Here is an 18775-nt window from a genome sequence, read left to right as displayed (position 1 = left end):
GGCCCGACGAGACGCAGACGCATCCGTCACACCGACAACCAACTTCTCATTCATGTTGCACTCCTTCTCATCGAACGGGTTCTCAGCCCTGCGTCAACGGCAGATCGGCCCGACGCCGCATCCTCCGTCACGTCGGGCTCCGGGCTGGACAAAGAGGCTGCTGCGCGGTCGAAATGAAGAATCGGGGCGCCGCCGAGGCTGCGGAGCACTGTGTGCAGCGGGCCTCTGTGGAGCTGACCCGAGACACGAGTGGACGGATCCTTCGCGCGAATCTCGCCGACCAGCCGGCAAAGCTGCTCCCTGGCCTGGGAGGCGTGGCAATTCCGTTCGGCGATGGTCTCCCATGCTCGGTCTTCGACGACGCGAATGATACGGACGCCACCGCTTGTGCGAGCAGCGCCAGCCCAGGCGTCCCGAACGGTCTCCGGCGGTTCGCTCTCTCCGGTCAACAGCACGACGGCCCCGGCATCCATGGGACGAGTCGGACAGCCATCTTCAGAACGCGATCGGAGGGGTTGTCCGTGTGCAGTGCTCATGGGTCTCTGCCTCCTTCTTCTACTATCCGGGGGCCAGCCCGGCGCACGTAGGGCCGGAGGTCCTGTTGGCGGGGCCTCCAGCTGTTCCGGTCGAGCACGGCCGGCGGGCGGGATCGAGGTTGGGCTGCGAGGTGGTCAAGGATTGCAGGTCTCGCACCATTGCGGGTCGGCGAGGGTTGAGGTGCGTGGTCGGGTGTGGGTGGTGTCGCAGGTGCTGCAGGCGTGGATGTCGGCGGCGGGCAGATGCGTGGGTTGACCGCACGTGCCGCAGGGGAGTCCGGGGATGGTCTTTACTCGCCCGTATCCGGGGCTGCGGCAGCCGGGGCAAGGGGTGGAGAGGCGCCTGGCCATGCGGGAGCAGAGATCTCGGAGGATGTCGGCGCGGGCGGGTGAGCGATGCGCACGATAGTCCGGCAGCACCGACACGGGCACGTTCTGGTCGAGGAGCCGGTTGACGGTGATCTCAAGTTCGGCCGGGCTGTGGGTGTCTTTGTGGGCGTGGGATCCGTGGTCGTGGTGGGCTTGCACGATGACGCCTTGGTGGGGAAAGCCGAGGCTGGTGGCGTAGGAGAGGGCTTGCGCGCTGGTGAGGATGTGCCGGCCCGGGGGCAGGGGGAAGCTGGCGGTGCGGGATTCGACAACCTCGATCCCGCGGTCCTCGTCGAGGAAGAGGACGAGTTCGTTGTGTCGGGTACTCCACCCGTATTCGGTGGTGAAGCTGCCTTCGCTGGCCAAGCCTGCTGTGAGGCCTGCGGTGCGGATTCCGAGGCGCGCTTTGGCGCGCGCGGTTTCTCGTGGGGGGAGGGTGCGAGGAATGTCGCCGGCGAAGGTTCCGAACTGGTCAGTGTCGATTCCGGCCACGCCGAGAACTGTGGCGCCGAGGATTGTGTGGAACGGGCCACGGGCGAGATGTTCTTTGCCGTGCATGGTGGCGAACGCGATGACGGCACCGCGGTAGGGGTGCGGGGTGGGTGTCATTGGAAGTAGTCAGGTCGGCTGACGTAGGTGTCGGTGGCGAACATGACGCCGCTGCAGCTGGTGAACAATTCCCGTGCTGCGGTGATGAGCTCTTCGGCGCGGTCGGTGGGGAGGACGGTGATCAGCATGGTGAGGGTGTCGTAGTCGTTGAACAGCAGCGCACCGGAGTGTTGGCCGTGGTGGCCGATGCCGGAGACGCCGGAGACGGCGGTGTAACCGGTGGCGCCGGCAGCGGTGATCAGGGCGCGGACCGAGGGGGCGTCGCGGCCGGGGACGACGAACTCCACCTTCGTCATTTGGGTCAGTCCGTGCATGAGCGGTTCTCCTTGTTGTGTGTGTGGGCGGGTGGGCTCGACCAGCCGTAGCGGGTGTACCGGTGCCAGGGGGTGTTGGGGGAGGGGCGGGCAGTGAGGGTGATCCAGTCGTTGTCGAACAGGTCGCGCAGGACCTGGTTGCCGGAGATGATGTCGCCGATCCTTTCCAGCGGGGCTTGGATGATCACGCTCAGGCGCAACGGTTCGTGCAGGTAGTTGTCGCCGACGGCGACGGATTGCCAGGGCAGTCCGCGGCGCAGGTCGCCGCTGTGGCCGGCGAGGACGCCGATGCCGCCGATGGCGTTGTGGATGGTTTTGGTGCCGGCGGAGAGCAGGTCGGGGTTGAGGGTGGAGAAGTAGTACTGGTGGTTGATCCACTGCGCCACGATCATCGGGGCGGTCAGGATGGTTTCCAGCCCCGTCCCGCCGGGGTCCATCTCGGCGCGGTAGGAATGCAGGAACACCCGGCGATGCAGGTTCACACTGGCGGTCATTTCCCGGGGTCCGATGATCATGGCGGCGTTGCCGGCCAGTCCCAGCTCTGGGTAGACCTCTGCCCAGTCGTGTGCGCGGGCTCTCAGCCGCGCCAGGGACTGGTGCGGGTGTGCGCCGGGGAGGCCAGTGGCTCGCTCGCGGACGAGGAGATCGGCGGCGTCACGTGCGCGCGTGCTGAACTTGGCCAGTTCGGCGGCGTGGGTGCTCGGGACCAGGTGCGGGTCCAGCACGGTGATGGTGTCGGCGACGGTGTTGTGCAGTGCGGCGACGAAGATGGTGTCCTGCGGGATTGTGATCCCGCGGGGGGCGAGCGCTGCCCGGACGGTGGGGTCGTTGAAGATCGCTGCGGCTGCTCGGGCGTTGACTGCGCCTGGGTTTCCGCCGCAGGCGCCGCAGTCCAACGCTGATTGGTAGAGGTTGTTGGTGCTGGTGGATCCGTGTCCGGTGAGGACGATGAGCGGCGCGAACTGGTGCAGTCCCATCATCGTGACCGCAGCTTCGGCCAGCGTCGCACGCTCTTCGAGGCTGAAGGCATCCGAAACGGTGACCTCGCTGGAGGAGGGCGGCGCGATGAGGGTCCGCCACGTGCGGGTGAGGGTGTGGTGCAGGCCGGGGGTGAGGGTGCGGGTGAAGGTGGCGGCGCCGTAGAACCAGCCTGCGGTTTCGGCCAGCGCGAACGGGGTCGCTGTTGCGTTCTCGGTGGTGTGCAGGGCGTGTGCGGCGGCGTCGATGAATCGGAGCCCCTGGCCGCGTCGGTGGGCGCGTTGGGGGCTCGTGGGTGATTCGGTGACGGCGTGGCGGGGACGCAACAGGGCGGGAAGCGAGTCCACCGCCCCGCGGCCCTGGTGGGACGTGAACCGGACGGGGACGCCGAAGAACCCGGCGAAGCCGAGCGTCTCCACCCCCGGTTGCGTTTCCAAGTGACGGCGTACCCCTTCGGAGCGCGGGTCGATACACATCACCACCTGCACCGCCGGCCGGTCCGGTGCGGTGCTGCTCTGGGTGATCGACTGAAGCAATGCGGCCCGATAGTGGCCGTCGTAGGCGGCTTGCCAGGTGAACGGATGATCGGTAGGGGCATGCAGGATCAGGATCCGGGCCACCATCGCCACCTCGGCACGGGTGGGCGCGGTCGCCAGGGTGGCGGAGATCTGTTCGGCGCGCTCCCACAATTCCCTCCCCGGGGCTGGGGTCTCCTCGCCTGCCGGTGTGGGGTGGGCCGCGGAGGGTGACAGGGGCAGGTCGAGGGCATGGCGGAGGGCGAGGCGGACGGCGAGATATTCGGTCAAGTCGATGTCGCTGTTGTGCTCGGACCGCCATTTCAGGTAGCTGGTCCACCCCGGAAGCGCAGCCAGCTCTGCTGTGAGGGTCTCCACGGTGGTCGTGTCTCCGACCCCGAGATGAGTGAGGGTTGCCGTCAGCGCGGGCAGAGCCCGGTCGGGGAGGGAGCGGATCCGCCGTCGTGCCAGCCTGGTCAGGTGCGGGTCGTGGACGGCCAGGGCGTGCCAGGCGCGGTAGAACCCGTGCTGCCGTCCGGGTATCGGCCACTGCGGGTCGGGGTCCACGAATGCGGCCACCCACTTTGTGATGTGCTGCTCGAGCGGATCCGCCGGCGGCGATGTCCTCGGAGTCGGCGGGCGGGTGTCGGGACGGAGCAATTCCGCGACCAGGATCTCTTCTGCCGACCAGGCCATCCCGCCGAGCTCGATGACAGGTAGCCCGGCGAGTTCCCCGATCCGCTCCCGCAGAGCGGTGATCAGGTCGGCGCGCGTGATGCGGCCTGACGCGAACTGGGCGTGGTACCGCGGGAGAGTCTGGGTGAGCGCGACTCCGGGTTCGGCGATGTTCTCGAATCGGGTGCTCTCGTGTGCAGCGAGCGGGTTGAGCGCGATGAACGATCCGATCGGCCAGCTGGCCATGACGTCGTGGGCGGCTTGGGCGACATGGGCCTGGACCAGCAGACTCATCACACGGCCTCCTTCTGACGGGCACGGGCAGGGCCGATCCGGGTGGGCGCGGAGACCGTCGATTCGGCGAGGGTCCGCGCATACAGGGCGCTGTGCATCCGGCTGGCCGTGCGCGGGGAGTTAACGAGCAGCTCCAGACCAAGCAATAGGGCGGCGGGGATCAGCAGCCACCAAGGCGATGCCGGCTGGATTGACGCAGCGGGAGTGATCAGGTGTTCGAAAATGCCGAGGAAGGCGACGTACGAGAATCCCAGGACAGTGAGTCCGATCGCCGCGGCCGTGAGAGTGGCCGCTGTCATCGAGCGGCGCAGCCCGGCTGCGACGGCAACGGCGGCGGTAAAGGCGACGAATCCGAGCAGGGCCAGGCTCGCGGGGGTTGCCTGGGGGGCGAGCATTCCCTTCGCTGCCACGAGCACCGCCACAGGCAGGGCGGTGGCGAGCAGGACCGCTGCGACCGTTCGGGAGCGGGGGGATGGTTCCGGGGCGGGCCAGGTCCGCTGCTCGGCGTGGTTGGCCACTCCGGTGCCGGCGGAAAGGAACAGGGCGGACTTGTAAAGCGCGTGGGCGATCAGGTGGAAGATGGCCGCAGCGAACGCGCCCAGCCCGACAGCCATCATCATGAAGCCCATTTGACCGGCGGTGGAGAACACCAGCCGGCCCTTCACGTCAGGTTTGACCAGCCGAACCGCCGTGGCGTACACCAGCGTCGCCGCGCCGGCTGCGAAGATGACCAGCATCGCCGCAGCCACGGGCGCGATCAGCGGGGAGAACCGGATGACCAGGATGGCGCCGGCGTTCACGACCCCGGCGTGCAGCAGCGCAGAGACGGGGGTCGGGGCCGACAGTGTCGCGGGAAGCCACCGGTGGAAGGGGATCTGGGCGGACCGGCCAAGTGCCGCGACCACCAACAGCAGAGCCACCGCGACGACGATGCCCTCCGGCAGTGTCGCTGACACCGATCCCACCTCTGCGAGGCGAATATCTCTCCCGGCGGCCAGCGTCAGGACCAACACCGCCACCACCAGGGGGGCGTCCGCGATCAGGAAGCTCAGCCCAGTCCGCCGGACCCCTTGACGGGCCTGTGGCAGCGACCCATAGGTGTGCAACAGGAAGACCAGGGAAACGCCCGCCGCGATCCAGCCGATGGTGAAGGTGACCACCGTCCCCGCACACACCATCACCACGGTGCTGCCCGTCAACGCGTTCGCCCACACTGCGAACCATCGTTGCCGTAGGTCGCCGCGCAGGTAGCGGAGCGCGAACATCTGGATCACCGCGCTCAACCACAAGACCAGCGTCAGCATCAGCACCGCCACCGCGTCGCCGGCCCAGAGGCCCCCGGACGGCGGCTGCTGCCCAGCTAGTACCGCCAGCAGCCGGGCGGCGATAGCAGCGAGGGCGCCTGTTCCCGTCGCCCATGCAGCGGCCCGCGCCACGGTCCCGGCCGATGCCGGGAGCAAGGCGGCGACCACGACACCGACCCACGGTGCCGCTATCGCGATCGTGAAGACCACACTCCCCATCAACCACACCCGCTTTCACCTGTCACTGGAAACACGAAAAACATAGCACGTATTGTGATTCGGTAAATGCGTATGCGGAAACAAGTGGGGTGGAACGGTAAGATGGGGTGATGGCGCAGTGGACCTTTCTCACCAATCACGCCCATGTTCTGCTGTGCGTGGCAGCCAACCCGCAGATTCTGTTGCGGGACGTCGCGAGCCTGGTGGGGGTGACCGAGCGTGCGGCGCAACGCATCGTCAGTGAGCTTGAGCAGGAGGGGTACCTGACCCGGGAGAGGGTCGGGCGGCGCAACACCTACCGGCTCAACCCGGACCGTCCGTTGCGGCACCCCCTGGATCGGGGCCATCACATCGGCGAACTCCTGGCCGTCTTCTCGGCGTCGGATGCATCAGAACACGCGCCCAGCGCAGCCTGATCTCAGCCGCGCGTTCGCAAGGGCTCGCCGGTAGGCGCTACGCAGGAGGAGGGGAGCGATGGCCGAGTGGACGTTCTTGACGCATCACGCGCACGTATTGCTCGCGATTGAGGGTAACCCAGACGCGACCGTCCGTGATATCGCTGCGGTGGTCGGAATCTCTACACGCTCGGCGCTCACGATCCTCAACGATCTCGAGAACGCTGGGTATCTGGAGCGGGAGAAGCGCGGACGACGCAACCACTACGTCCTGTATCAGGACCGTCCGCTGCGGCATCCCGCGAACGCCGCGCATACCGTGGACGACCTGATCCGCGCACTGCTGGACATCCACTAGACCCGCTCGTTGTCGCTCGGCTGAACGGGCACCCGGACGCGGTCAGTGCACGAGTGCCTTGAGGGCGATCAGAGCGAGTCCCATTCCTGCCGTTGCGGCGGCGGTTGCCACCTTCACCACCGTGGAGGCATTGCGTTGCCGGGCCGCCCACCATCCCAATATGGCGAGGCTGACGACACCTCCCCACAGAGAAATGTCCACGGCGACATTCATCGAGAGTCCGAGGAACACGGCTACGGTCAGACAGGCGACCGGGACGATGAGTGCCCACAGGAGTCCTGCGGAGCGCTGCAGTCCTTCGCGGACCGCTTCCCGCCAGCTCATCGCACGGTTTCCGACGATCTCGGCGTAGACGTGTGCACCCCAGAACACGAGGACGGTCCCGATGGTGCGGGCGATGAGGACCGGCAGTGTCGGGTTGTAGAGAGAGTACGCGGAAATGAGACCCGCGGTCAGCACGGTCCCGTAAACGGCCTCCGCGTTCATTGCCCGAGACACCCACGGGTAGCGTCGGAGCCCCGCATCGAGGTCGAATCCTGAACCCTTCACCCACCCACCGTATTTCGCCGCGTAGCTGACGAGCAACCGGGATTCAGCGTAGTCGCGTCAGACGGCCGTCACGGCGGCCGGAACTCGTCCATGTGCAGAGCGTGGCTCCGGACCTGTTTCGCGAGCAGACTTGACATGAAGCATACTTCTCCTGTTTGATGGCTCGAGAAGGGGAGTAATCCTCGCTCCGCATCGTCAATACGTTCCCTCCGCGGGATCCGGTGCGCAGGGGCCCGCCAGGCCGATGAGACCTTCACGAATCTTTCGTGGAGGTCTTTGTCATGACTGTCCCTTTGTGGGCCTGGTTCGCCGTTCTGGGTGTGATCCTGGTCATGCTCGCCGTTGATCTGGTCGCGCACCGTAAGGCGCATGTGATCGGGGTGCGGGAAGCCGCGGTTTGGTCGATCGTCTGGGTGACGCTCGGTGTCGCGTTCGGTGTGCTGGTCTGGTCGCTGTGGGGGGCGGAGTACGGGCAGCAGTACTTCGCCGGCTACCTGATCGAGAAATCCCTCGCGGTGGACAACGTGTTCGTCTGGGCGATCATCTTCGCCGCGTTCGCCGTGCCCCGCGAGTTCCAGCACCGGGTACTGTTCCTCGGTGTCCTGGGTGCGCTGATCTTCCGCGGCATCTTCATCGCCGCCGGTGCCGCGCTGATCGAGAACTTCTCCTGGATCCTTTACGTGTTCGCCGCGTTCCTGATCTACACCGGATGGCGGATGTTCCGCTCCCGCAACGACCACATTCACCCGGAGAAGTCCAAGATTCTGAAGGTGTTCCGCCGGTTCGTGCCGATGACCGACGCGTACCACGGGCAGAAGTTCCTTATCCGCAAGGCCGGGATCGTCGTGGCCACCCCGCTGCTAGCAGTGCTGGTGCTGGTGGAGATCACCGACATCATCTTCGCCGTCGACTCCATCCCCGCGATCTTCGCCGTCACGTCCGAACCGTTCCTGGTCTTCACTGCCAACGCGTTCGCGATCCTGGGGCTGAGGGCCATGTACTTCCTCCTCGCCGACCTCATCCACCGGTTCATCTACCTCAAGGTCGGACTCGCGTTCGTCCTGATCTGGGTCGGGATCAAGATGTTGCTTCTGGACGTGCTCTACATCCCCACCACCATCAGTCTCGCCGTGGTCGCCACCATCATCACCGTCTCGATTATCGCGAGCCTCCGCGCTACCCGCGGTCAAGGCCGCCGGGAGGTGCAGACCGAAGCTGCCGGAGCGTTCCGGCTCGCCAGCGACGAGGAGCTCGCTGCGGCCGAGCCGGTCTTCCGCCGCCGGGGCAGAGTGCGCGCAGATGGGAAGGTGAGTTCCGATGACTGACCGTGACCCCTCGGCGGCCCTGGCCCCCGATTCCCAGCCGGTGAGGAGGGGTCGCCGAGGTTCGACGGTGGCAGTGGTTGTGTTGCCGCTGCTCGCGGTGACCGGGATCCTCGTAGTCGCGTGGACTGTCGGTGTCGGTGACCGCTGCGGCGGACCTCTGCCGGGGTGCGGGAGTCTGCGCAACGCGGGAGACAATCCGGTTACCTTGCGTGAGGTCACTGATCAATCAGTGACCGAAGTTGTCGTCGCGGCGGGGCAGCGGGTCTTGCTAGGCGGCAAGAGCAACGAGCTGCACGTGGGTGCTGGGCAGTGCCTCATCGTCGAGGGAGGTCCATTCTGGGACGCCCGGACAGTGATCGACCGGACTGCTGCGGCCACCGGTGTGCTGCATCCGATTGATGACTGGGGCGCGCGCGTGCAGCTACACGACGATGCCTGCCCGGATCGGAGCTGATCGTGATTACGAAAGAACACGATCTGTGCTTGCTGCGTCACGGTCAGCTCACCACCCCGATCGACCGCGTCATCGTCGAAGCGCCCGTATGGCCCAATGATTTCCGCTCGTTCGTCGGGGACTGTGATCTGTGCGTGCACATCGCCCTGCCGCGCCAAAGAGTCCGGTGGAACGGACTGTTCACCGCGGTACGGCTCCTCGCAGAGCGCACCGCCCATGTGGGAGTACACGTGCAGCCGGAGCGGGCAGGGTTCAGCCTCGACCCGGCGGTCCTGCTGCATTCTCGCGCTCGACGGCACAGCGAGATTCTCACCGCGGTGCTCGCGGATGCCGCCGCCGCGGGGGTTGAGCTGACCCCCGAGCAGGTGCGCGTCGAAGCCTACTCAGCCACACGTTCTTCCCTCCGCCTCCCACCATCCGCTGGTCGGGCCCAGGCGTGGGGAGTGATGTCCGTAGCCTGGCTCCCGCTCGCCTGACCTGCCACAGGATCGACCAACGTTCGTGAAGCAGGAGGGACGACCACCCGCCCGGAAGAGGCGCAATCACGTTCCACAGCACCCCAGCACCCACACAGAAGGAAGACGCTCATGACCATGTTTGACCGCCTCACCGGCCTGGCCCAACGGGCACTCAACAAGACCCCAGCGCCTGCGAAGACCACCGGCAGCGCACCCCGCGACTGGAAAAGCACACTGCGTGGTGCGGTGGGCCCCATCACCGGCGCCGCGCCCACCCCGCCTGCCCCGGTCAGCGGACCGGCGACACCCGTCCCGCCACCGGGACCCGAGCATCCGCTCACCCCACCTGCCGGCGCACCCGCCGGTACTGCACCCTCGAACACCGTCGGGCTGACCCCACCCCCGGCAAACGATCACGCGCCCGAGCGTGCCGCAGTGGCCCGTTACGAATACCTCCTTCATGCCGCCGAGCCTGCCCAGCTGGAGCGGATCCACGCCGCTGCGTTCCGCCGACTCACTCCCGCAGAACGAAACCAGATCCAGGCGCGACTGCGGACCGAACTCCCCCTCGCAGAGCAGCCCCGCACATCCCAACCGGCTGATCTTGCCCGCACTGCCACCCGCGCCGAGGCAGCTCGGCCGGGTGTTCTGGCAAGGATCCTCGCTCGAACCCCTCGAACAGGAAACGCCACCACCGGGCAGAAGGCCGGCGCGGCCGCCGCCGGTGCTGCCGGTGGGCTCTTGGTTGTCGTCGCCACCGGAGCGATCGGAAGTGCCCTTGCCACGCCCCTTCTTGCCGAAGCGCTCACCGCGGGCGTCGATTTCGATGCGCTTGCCGGTGCGGTCGACCTTTCCGCGCTTGCCACGGGACTGGAGGACGTCACCGCCACGGCCACCGACATTGCCGGCGGGGCGAGCGATCTAGCTGGTGGGGCGAGCGACCTCGCTGCCGGAGCCACAGACAATTTCGCGGGCTGGGGAGAGAACATCAGTGGCTTCGGGGAGCAACTCTCCAACATCGACATCCCGGGCTGGGGAAACCTCTTCGGCAGATGACTAACTACCCCGAAACGGGGCACTCGCGCCACTGAGATTGATGCCACACGGGAGCGGGCGGGTCTTTCGCGCAATCTCACGGTGACTTGGAGTCGGCATGGTCTGCCACTCTTGCTCGCAGGTTGCTAGTCGCCCTGAGCGATGTCCCACGGCTTCGCTGTGCTCGATCTCCACGTCAACTTGGCTCGTTCCTGTGGTGCCATGCTGGCTTGACCTGCATCAGCGGTGCACACTTCCAGCTCGCAGCGCAATTCGGCGCTGTGCTCAGTCTTGGACGAAGGGGGAATGATGATGGCGTTAGTTGACAACGAAGTGTACGTGAACGGCGTTCGTACAGAGAGCCCGGCGAACCTGGATGAGACCTTTGAAACGATGCGATCTCGTGGCGGGATGGCATGGATCGGGTTGTATCGGCCGAACGAGGCCGAGGTGCGCGCAGTCGCCGAGGAGTTTTCGCTGCATCCGCTCGCGGTCCAGGACGCGCTGACCTGGCATCAGCGGTCCAAACTGGAACGCTACGGTGACACCCTGTTCGTGGTTCTGCGCCCGGCCCGCTACCTCGATGCTGTGGAAAAGGTTGAGTTCGGCGAACTGCATCTGTTTGTCGGCCCGGACTTCATTGCCACTATTCGGCACGCCGAGTCCCCAAACCTGGCTCAGGTCCGTCACCGCCTGGAGAGCACGCCCGAACTGCTGTCGATGGGGCCGGAGGCGGTGCTCTACGCCATTATCGATGAAGTCGTCGATGAGTACGGACCAGTTATCGCCGGTCTGGAAAACGACATCGATGAGATTGAGAATCAGCTGTTTGCTGACGAAGACGGCGTGTCACGGCGCATCTATGAGCTCTCCCGCGAGGTGATTGACTTCCAACGCGCCTCACAGCCGCTGGTCGGCATGCTCGAGGCGCTGTTGCGCGGCTCAGAAAAGTACCAGGTTGATAGTGAACTGCAGCGCTACTTGCGGGGCGTGCTTGACCACGCCCTCCGCATCGTCGAGCGATCGGCGTCGTTCCGAACCATCCTCGAGAACGCGCTCACCGTTGACGTCACGCTGCTCGCGCAACGGCAGAACGACGAGATGCGGCGGATGACAGAACTCAACCTCGCGCAGAATGAGGAAATCAAGAAGATCTCTTCGTGGGCGGCGATCATCTTCGCCCCAACCCTGGTCGGCACCGTCTACGGGATGAACTTCGAGTACATGCCCGAACTCGGGTGGGAACTGGGCTACCCCTTCTCGCTCGTTCTGATGGTCGGTGTCGCCACCGGGCTGTACGGCGTCTTCAGGTGGAAGCGGTGGCTTTGATCGGATCATGCCGGTAGCGTTGAGTCGGCCGCAGATTGGGTATCCGCTTCGCGTAATGTCCTGGCCCAATCCTAGGAGGACCCTTGCCGGACGTCAGACCTAGGCCGTGTTGATCAAGATGTTTCGGCGTCTCGTGGGCGAGTCTTGACGGGTGACGCGACAAGAGATCTCTGACGAGGTGTGGGCTGTGCTGGAGCCGTTGATGCCGACGGTGACGGGCCGGTCTCGGCCGTGGACGGATCACCGTCTCGCCGTTGAGGGGATGGCGTGGAAGTTCCGCGCCGGCGCGCCGTGGCGGGACGTGCCCGAGCGGTTCGGGAAGTGGAACTCGATCTACAAGCGTTTCAACCGGTGGGCCGAGGACGGCACATGGGAGAAGCTGCTGGCCGAGGTGCAGAAGCAGGCGGACGCTGCCGGGAAGATCGACTGGGTGGTCTCGATTGACTCCACGATCGCGCGCGTGCATCAGCACGGTGCGACCCTCCCTCGGGACACAGGGGACTCCACCGAATCACAAGAATCCGCCGGTCGAGCCGCCTGATCACGCGATCGGGCGCTCCCGCGGCGGGCTGACAACGAAGGTGCATCTGGTCGCCGATGGGCGCGGCAGGCCGTTGGGCATGGTGCTCACCGGCGGCAACACCGCCGACACCACGATGCTCGCGGCCACGCTCGATGACATCTGCGTGCCCCGCGCGTCACGAGGGCGCCCGCGCACGCGACCTGATCGGGTACTCGCTGACAAGGGATACCCATCGAAGGCGAACCGGGCCTGGCTACGCGCGCACGGCATCGCGACGACCATCCCCGAACGCGACGATCAGATCGCGCACCGCCGGAAGAAGCCGGGCCGGCCGATCGACTTCGGCACCGATCAGAGAGAACGCTACAAAGGCCGCAACGTCGTCGAACGATGCTTCAACCGCCTCAAGCAGTGGCGCGGCATCGCAATGCGATCAGACAAACTCGCCCGAAACTACCGCGCTGCCATCTGCCTCTCCTCGACCCTCATCTGGATCAAGACCGACTTAATCAACACGCCCTAATTGCGCGCCGGCGGGCTACCGACCCGACCAGCACGCGAGTCGCAAGCGGCATTCGCGCGCGGGGAGGCGTGCGGGTGTCCGGGGCAAAGGTGAGTTCTTCGCGCGACGGTCGATCCGTCGAACTCGCGACTGACATCAGATCGGGGAAGGATGTCGACATTGAGAACATTGAGAGCCACGACGAGTGAGTGACTTTCTCGTGAATTGGGTGAAGGAGAGTACGCGCGTGCGTACCTTCGTCACCGACAAGTCTGGTGTGCTGCATGTCATTGGAGACGGCCAGTCGCGCGCAACCACCTTCATTGGACACATCATCGACATGATCGATTCGATGCAGGGCGGGTACAAGACGTGCGTAGTGGATCCTCACTACCTCGGGACAGCAAGCCCAGTCGGGGCGCTCCGAACTCTTGCCCGTGAATTGGATGTGCTTGCGCGAGCGAGAGAGCAAGGAGCAGCCGGTCGCGTCGAGTTCATCAAGAACATTCGGTCCATATTCGGAGATGTCCGAGTCGACGGAAACACCCTCGGAGCGAACTACAGCGAAGAGGAAGAGGTCACCGCCCTTATTTCTGCCTTGCAGGACGAGATTGACTCTGGCCGCAGCTTCGAGGAGGTGGTCATCGTCTTCCGGGAACTTGACGGAATGGACGCCGCCATGCGTCGGCGCTTCTACTCGACCATGTGGAAGCCAGTCATCGAGTCGATGGCCGAACAGGGCGCGTCCGTTCTCTTTCAATTCGCCGACGATCAACTTGCGGGGATCGACGGCGCTATCCCACCGCAGGCGCGGATGGCAGTTAGGCTCCCTCAGTCGTTTGCTGAGGAGGTTGTGGAGGAAATAGCGCAGTTGGCCATCGACCGTGGATGGGAAGCCAACAGAGACGCCGCGCTTGGACTCGCGCGGACAGTGATTCGCACTAGTTCGACGATCGAGGAAGCATACGCACAGATGGCCCGCCTTGAGGAGAGTGTTGCCTGAGCTAAGCGCACTTGAGGAGCTGGCGCAGCATCCAGAGGTGGTGCTGCTCGCGGCAGGCCGCGCCCACACCGACGAGTCGGCGGAGCGTGCCATCAGCGCACTCGGCTACGACGGCCGGATGATCGAGACGCTCCGCCGCTTTGGGTACCTCGTCAGGACCGGGCCGGAGTGGAGGCTCGAGTCGTCCCTGCGTGAGGCCGTGCTATCACACCACGCCGCCAGTGAGCGCGCCGCGGATCCGCTGTGGGTGAGCGCTCATCAGCACTACTTCTCGGTGGCGAGGACTGGTGGCTCGGAAGATCCTCTCCTCTTCCTGCGCGGCATGACCTACTACCGCCAGGGAAGGGTAGTTGAAGCGGTCGAGTTGTTGAGGCGGGTGAGTCGGGCTGACGACCAGACCGCAGAGGTGGCGATTGCGCAGCATCTCGTAGCGAGGATGGACTGCGAGCGCGGAGGGGCGGACGAAGTCGCGGAAGCTCGCAAGATGTTCAAGCTTAGCCTCGCGAATGCGAGGTCCCGCGGGGACAAGATCCATCAATCGCATGCCGAGCATTCACTCGCGATCTGCCTTCTATCGCAACGGCGCCCCGACACCGAGCGAGCCGTGCAGTTGCTGGAAAGCGCGCTGGCGCTGACACGAGAGACAGGGGACGAGTGGGGACAGGCCAAGGTGCTCCACACCCTTGGACAGGTGCTGTCACGCTATCCGAAGTCGCGGGGGCAGGCCTTGCAGTACCTCCAGCGAAGTCGGGACATCGGCACGCAGCTGGGCTTCACCAGGCATGTAGGTAAGGTCGACGAATCGATCGCCAGGGCGAAGGGGGTCGCGGCAGCGAGCGGGGCCGCAGAAGGCAAACTCAAGTCAAAGTCGGCTCCGAGAAGGCGTGCCCGACGCCAGAGAAGGAGCTAACTGCCTGCGAAGAAATTGCGAACAACTGAACACCCGCCATCGCTCGCGAACGTCCACGAGCACTACCGCGAACCCCGGCAAACCAGGGCAAACTCGGCTGAAGCCATGCGAGCGTCGGCGTGTGGGCGGGGTTCAAATCCCTCCGTCTCCGCCGCGAGTTCTGGCCCTCGATCCCCTGGAAACACTGGGATCGCGGGCCATAGCTTTCTCATAGGAACAGCCCCGCGAGAAAGGTGCGAGAAAACTCTGCGCGGTCCGCTACCCGCAGATCACGGATTGAGCCGCGGAACCCCGGCGTAACCGTGACGCGCCTCCGCCTGCGAGCGATACTCGGAGCGACCTCGAAGCCGCCCGGGTGAACTCAGTCGCGTGGCCGATTCACTTCATCCAAGTCGGCGGAGGAGTGAGCACCCGCACGACCAGCAGCCCGATCGAGGGCGCTGGCGACATGGTGCGAACGCCGATGAACTCGAAGCCGCCCTCGCGACGACCCTGGGTGCCCACCTGCTCCCGCCGCAGCTCGCCCTCGAGGAAGGAGTCAGCGTCGACGACGATTTTGGCCGGTGCCTCGGGAGGTGCCTCGGGCGAGCTGTACAGCTGCCCACCGTCGCCGATCACGAGGTAGCGGAAGTGGATGCCGTGCTCGAGGATCTCTTCGTCCGCGTCGTCTGGGCGGGCCGGTCGAGCCAATACCGACTTGGCGATCGCGGCCGTGCTGCCGGCGATCGTGTCGTACGGCCAGCGCCGTCGCCGCGGGCAGGAGGCGATCGAGTCGCGGGACCACCTCGACTACGCGGCGAACTTCCTCTGGCTGACCTTCGGCGACGAGCCCGAGCCCGCCGTCGTCGACGCGTTCAACCGCTCGATGATCCTGTACGCCGAGCACTCCTTCAACGCCTCGACGTTCACCGCACGCGTGATCGCGTCGACCACGGCCGACCTGTATTCGGCCGTCGTGGGTGCGATCGGCGCGCTCAAGGGGCCGCTGCACGGCGGCGCGAACGAGGCCGTGATGCACATCTTCGACGAGATCGGAGAGGCGTCGAACGTCGGGCCGTGGCTGGATGCCGCGCTCGCCGAGAAGCGCAAGATCATGGGCTTCGGTCACCGCGTGTACAAGAACGGCGACTCCCGCGTGCCCACCATGAAGGCCGCGCTCGACGTGCTTCTCGAGGAATCGGGTCGTGACGACATGGCCGAGCTGTACGACACCCTGGAGCGCGAGTTCGTCGAGCGCAAGGGCATCCACCCGAACCTCGACTACCCATCGGGACCGGCGTACAACCTGCTCGGGTTCGACACCGAGATCTTCACGCCGCTGTTCGTCGCATCACGGGTGACCGGCTGGACCGCGCACATCATGGAGCAGGCCGCATCCAATGCCCTGATCCGCCCGCTCTCGGCCTACAACGGCGTCGACGAGCGGCACGTCGCGGGCTGAGCCCCCGACCTCGCGGAGAGCGCAGAACAGCGGGCGGAACACGCGGCCGCATGGCCGGCATCCGCGTTTGCGAACCCGACCGCTCCCGCCGCCCGCACCGGCGCGGCCTCCCATCGCGGAGCCGCGGCGCAGCCGGCGGCGGGAGCGGTTCTGATCGACCCGCTGACCCGCGCCGGTAAGGTCACGATTGCGTAACAGGACTTGCCTAACGCAAAATGTTTACGTGATCATCTTGGTGATTGCCAGTGACGCCAACGTCGTGGCAGGGCCGAGGAGTCGTTCCGTGGCCACCTGAATCCCCCCGAGAGGACATGCTTCGATGAAGCGCATGACAAAGGCTGCGGCGATGGCCGCCGCGGCGATCCTTCCCCTGTTCGCGCTGACCGCATGCGGCAGCGGTGGCGACGCCGAGGGCTCCGGCGACGGCAACACCCTGACCGTCTGGGCCTGGGACCCCTCCTTCAACATCTATGCGATGAAGGAGGCCGAGAAGGTCTACCAGAAGGACCACCCCGACTTCGAGCTGAAGATCGTGGAGACGCCCTGGGACGACCTGCAGGCCAAGCTCACCACTATCGCCCAGTCGCAGCAGTTCGACGAGCTGCCCGACATCTTCCTCATGCAGAACAGCGCGTTCCAGAAGAACGTCATCAACTATCCCGACCTGTTCGGCGACTACGCCGACGCCGACATCGACTTCTCGGAGTTCCCCCAGAGCGTCACCGCCTACTCCACGATCGACGACGTCAACTACGGTGTGCCCTTCGACTCGGGCACCGCGGTCTCGGCCCTGCGCACCGACGTGCTGGAGCAGGCCGGATACACCATCGACGACTTCACCAGCACCACCTGGGACGACTTCATCACGAAGGGCAAGGACGTGCTGGCCAAGACCGGCAAGCCGCTGCTCTCCGGCATCGCCGGCTCGTCCGACCTGCTGTCGATCATCCTGCAGTCCGCCGGGGGGAGCCTGTTCGACAAGGACGGTCAGCCCACGATCGCCGGCAACGATGTGCTGATCGACGCCATCGAGGTGTACACCGAGCTGGTCGAGTCCGGCGTGTTCGTCGAGGTCAACTCGTGGGACGAGTACATCAGCAGCTTCGTCAACGGCTCTGTCGCCGGCACCATCAACGGCATCTGGATCGCCGGGTCGATCCAGACCGCTGAGGACCAGGCGGGGAAGTGGGCCGTCACCGACCTGCCGAAGCTCGACGGCGTGCCCGACGCCACGAACTACTCGGCCAACGGCGGTTCGTCCTGGGCGATCAGCTCCACCGGCGACGCGACGCTCGCCGCCGACTTCCTGGCATCCACCTTCGCGGGATCGACCGACTTCTACGACACGATCCTGCCGAAGGCCGGCGCGGTCGCGAACTGGATCCCCGCCGGCGAGAGCAGCGTGTACGCCGAGCCGAGCGCGTTCTTCAGCGGGCAGCCGATCTTCCAGAAGGTCGTCGAGTTCGGCGCCAAGGTGCCCAGCAGCAACACCGGCGTCTACTTCTTCGAAGGTCGTGACGCGGTCAGCGCGGCGATGACCAAGGTCATCGGCGGCACCAGCATCGAGGATGCGCTCGACGAGGCACAGGCCAACGTCGAGTTCGCGATGAACTGACCCTCTCCGCTCGGGCGGGGCACGACGCCCCGCCCGAGCGTCCTATTCCGAAGCAATGGAAAGCGAGTACGCATCGTGGCGACCCAGGCGATCGTGACCTCCGACGGCTCCCGCCGGCGGGGGCGGAGCACCCCTCCGCCGGACTTCACCCCGCGCGGACCGTGGCTGAACACCGCACGGCGACGCAACCTCACCGGGTGGGGGTTCCTTCTGCCGGCAGCCCTCCTGATCACGCTGCTGAGCTTCGTGCCGATGATCCAGGCATTCGTCCTCTCGTTGCAGACCGGCCGGGGATCACGGCTGAACTGGGCGGAGCCGCTGTGGTCGAACTTCGCCCGGCTGCTCGACGACGAGATCTTCAAGCTCACCATGTTCAACACGGTGTTCTACCTGGTGGTCCAGGTGCCGATCATGCTGATCCTGGCGATGGTGCTGGCCAACCTGCTGAACGACCCGAAGCTGAGGGGCAAGGCCCTCTGGCGCACGATGATCTTCCTGCCGTGCGCCGTCTCGCTGGTCTCGTACTCGCTGGTTTTCCGCACCATGTTCGCCACGGACGGACTGGTCAACGACGCCCTCATGGCGGTCGGCCTCATGCACGACCCGCTCAACTGGCTCGGCGAGCCGTGGACCGCGCGGTTCGTGATCATCATCGGCCTGCTGTGGCGGTGGACCGGCTACAACATGATCTTCTTCCTGGCGGCGCTGCAGAACGTCGACCACTCCACCCTCGAGGCCGCGCGAATCGACGGCGCCGGAGCGTTCAAGACGTTCTGGTTCGTGACCGTGCCGCAGCTGCGGCCGATGATCGTGCTCACCGCGATCATGTCGATCAACGGCACGCTGCAGCTGTTCGACGAGTCCTGGGCGCTCACCAAGGGCGGGCCGTCATACAACTCGATGTCGATGTCGCACTACCTCTACGAGCTCGCATTCCTGAAGAACCCCAACGTCGGCTACGCCTCCGCGATCTCGTACGTGATCCTGATCATGGTCGCGGTGCTGGCTCTCATCCAGATGAAGGTGGGTGACAAGCGTGACTAGTCGACGCTTTCCCTGGCGACG

General features: G+C 65.7%; 18 protein-coding genes and 1 pseudogene. 13 read left to right on the top strand and 6 right to left on the bottom strand.

The features are described from left to right. Positions 1–671: 671 nt before the first annotated feature. The 4 genes from ACYVF4_RS13525 to ACYVF4_RS13510 are packed head-to-tail and all read right to left on the bottom strand — an operon-like array spanning position 672 to position 5804. Positions 672–1514 carry a DUF6671 family protein gene (locus ACYVF4_RS13525; protein ID WP_251449792.1) on the bottom strand — a complete coding sequence of 281 codons (843 nt, stop codon included), beginning with the start codon at positions 1512–1514 and terminating at the stop codon, positions 672–674. After that, positions 1511–1828, bottom strand: a complete 318-nt coding sequence (locus ACYVF4_RS13520) for a P-II family nitrogen regulator (protein ID WP_028495566.1) — start codon at positions 1826–1828, stop codon at positions 1511–1513. The genes ACYVF4_RS13525 and ACYVF4_RS13520 overlap by 4 nt, the downstream gene beginning before the upstream one ends. Continuing rightward, entirely contained in the window at positions 1816–4290 is a 2475-nt protein-coding gene (locus tag ACYVF4_RS13515) for a DUF2309 domain-containing protein (protein ID WP_460723644.1), read from the bottom strand. The genes ACYVF4_RS13520 and ACYVF4_RS13515 overlap by 13 nt, the downstream gene beginning before the upstream one ends. Then, positions 4290–5804: a proton-conducting transporter transmembrane domain-containing protein gene (locus ACYVF4_RS13510; protein WP_155947952.1), complete on the bottom strand. Its 1515-nt coding sequence runs from the start codon at positions 5802–5804 to the stop codon at positions 4290–4292. The genes ACYVF4_RS13515 and ACYVF4_RS13510 overlap by 1 nt, the downstream gene beginning before the upstream one ends. A 119-nt stretch (positions 5805–5923) precedes the next feature. Between ACYVF4_RS13510 and ACYVF4_RS13505 the strand changes: the two genes are divergently transcribed. Next, on the top strand, positions 5924–6229 hold the full coding sequence (locus ACYVF4_RS13505) for a helix-turn-helix transcriptional regulator (protein WP_036272261.1): 306 nt from the start codon (positions 5924–5926) through the stop codon (positions 6227–6229). A 58-nt stretch (positions 6230–6287) separates the two neighbouring features. After that, positions 6288–6566, top strand: coding sequence for a helix-turn-helix transcriptional regulator (locus ACYVF4_RS13500; protein WP_251449788.1), 279 nt, complete (start codon positions 6288–6290; stop codon positions 6564–6566). Between the two features lie 42 nt (positions 6567–6608). Here the strand turns inward: ACYVF4_RS13500 and ACYVF4_RS13495 are convergent, their stop codons facing one another. Continuing rightward, positions 6609–7151 carry a hypothetical protein gene (locus ACYVF4_RS13495; protein WP_460723640.1) on the bottom strand — a complete coding sequence of 181 codons (543 nt, stop codon included), beginning with the start codon at positions 7149–7151 and terminating at the stop codon, positions 6609–6611. A 245-nt stretch (positions 7152–7396) separates the two neighbouring features. Between ACYVF4_RS13495 and ACYVF4_RS13490 the strand changes: the two genes are divergently transcribed. From ACYVF4_RS13490 to ACYVF4_RS13455, 8 genes are all read left to right on the top strand, one after another. Beyond that, complete coding sequence (locus ACYVF4_RS13490; RefSeq protein WP_460723649.1) at positions 7397–8440, top strand: TerC family protein; 1044 nt, start codon at positions 7397–7399, stop codon at positions 8438–8440. Positions 8441–8507: 67 nt separating this feature from the next. After that, positions 8508–8894 (top strand): hypothetical protein, encoded by a 387-nt coding sequence (locus tag ACYVF4_RS13485; RefSeq protein WP_251449784.1) that lies wholly within the window; start codon positions 8508–8510, stop codon positions 8892–8894. Positions 8895–8896: 2 nt separating this feature from the next. Then, positions 8897–9370 carry a hypothetical protein gene (locus ACYVF4_RS13480; RefSeq protein WP_460723638.1) on the top strand — a complete coding sequence of 158 codons (474 nt, stop codon included), beginning with the start codon at positions 8897–8899 and terminating at the stop codon, positions 9368–9370. A gap of 111 nt (positions 9371–9481) precedes the next feature. Continuing rightward, complete coding sequence (locus tag ACYVF4_RS13475) at positions 9482–10408, top strand: cation-transporting ATPase (RefSeq protein ID WP_435909511.1); 927 nt, start codon at positions 9482–9484, stop codon at positions 10406–10408. A 291-nt stretch (positions 10409–10699) separates the two neighbouring features. Then, positions 10700–11716: a magnesium and cobalt transport protein CorA gene (locus ACYVF4_RS13470; RefSeq protein WP_251451442.1), complete on the top strand. Its 1017-nt coding sequence runs from the start codon at positions 10700–10702 to the stop codon at positions 11714–11716. Between the two features lie 151 nt (positions 11717–11867). Then, a protein-coding gene (locus ACYVF4_RS13465; protein WP_460723635.1) for an IS5 family transposase occupies positions 11868–12762 on the top strand; the annotation gives its coding sequence in 2 pieces (ribosomal slippage) (positions 11868–12253 and positions 12252–12762; 897 coding nt in all). A gap of 226 nt (positions 12763–12988) precedes the next feature. Beyond that, on the top strand, positions 12989–13744 hold the full coding sequence (locus ACYVF4_RS13460) for a hypothetical protein (protein ID WP_460723633.1): 756 nt from the start codon (positions 12989–12991) through the stop codon (positions 13742–13744). A 37-nt stretch (positions 13745–13781) separates the two neighbouring features. Continuing rightward, positions 13782–14654, top strand: coding sequence for a tetratricopeptide repeat protein (locus ACYVF4_RS13455; RefSeq protein ID WP_460723631.1), 873 nt, complete (start codon positions 13782–13784; stop codon positions 14652–14654). A 378-nt stretch (positions 14655–15032) separates the two neighbouring features. On the opposite strand, the gene ACYVF4_RS13450 is transcribed toward ACYVF4_RS13455, so the two are convergent. Further along, a complete protein-coding gene (locus ACYVF4_RS13450) occupies positions 15033–15344 on the bottom strand; it encodes a hypothetical protein (RefSeq protein WP_460723629.1) in 312 nt (103 codons plus the stop codon). Positions 15345–15360: 16 nt separating this feature from the next. Between ACYVF4_RS13450 and ACYVF4_RS13445 the strand changes: the two are divergent. From ACYVF4_RS13445 to ACYVF4_RS13435, 3 genes and pseudogenes are all read left to right on the top strand, one after another. Beyond that, positions 15361–16095 (top strand): annotated as a pseudogene (locus ACYVF4_RS13445) (citrate/2-methylcitrate synthase); the annotation flags it as partial. A 319-nt stretch (positions 16096–16414) separates the two neighbouring features. Next, positions 16415–17710, top strand: coding sequence for an ABC transporter substrate-binding protein (locus tag ACYVF4_RS13440; RefSeq protein WP_460723627.1), 1296 nt, complete (start codon positions 16415–16417; stop codon positions 17708–17710). 75 nt (positions 17711–17785) lie between these two features. Further along, the gene (locus ACYVF4_RS13435) at positions 17786–18754 is read left to right on the top strand and encodes a carbohydrate ABC transporter permease (protein ID WP_375096136.1); all 969 of its coding nucleotides are present in this window, start codon (positions 17786–17788) and stop codon (positions 18752–18754) included. Positions 18755–18775 lie beyond the last annotated feature (21 nt).

It is taken from the genome of Microbacterium aureliae, from assembly GCF_054780155.1.
The sequence above is the reverse complement of the archived record's forward strand: the minus strand, read 5'-3'. Positions and strand labels throughout refer to the sequence as shown.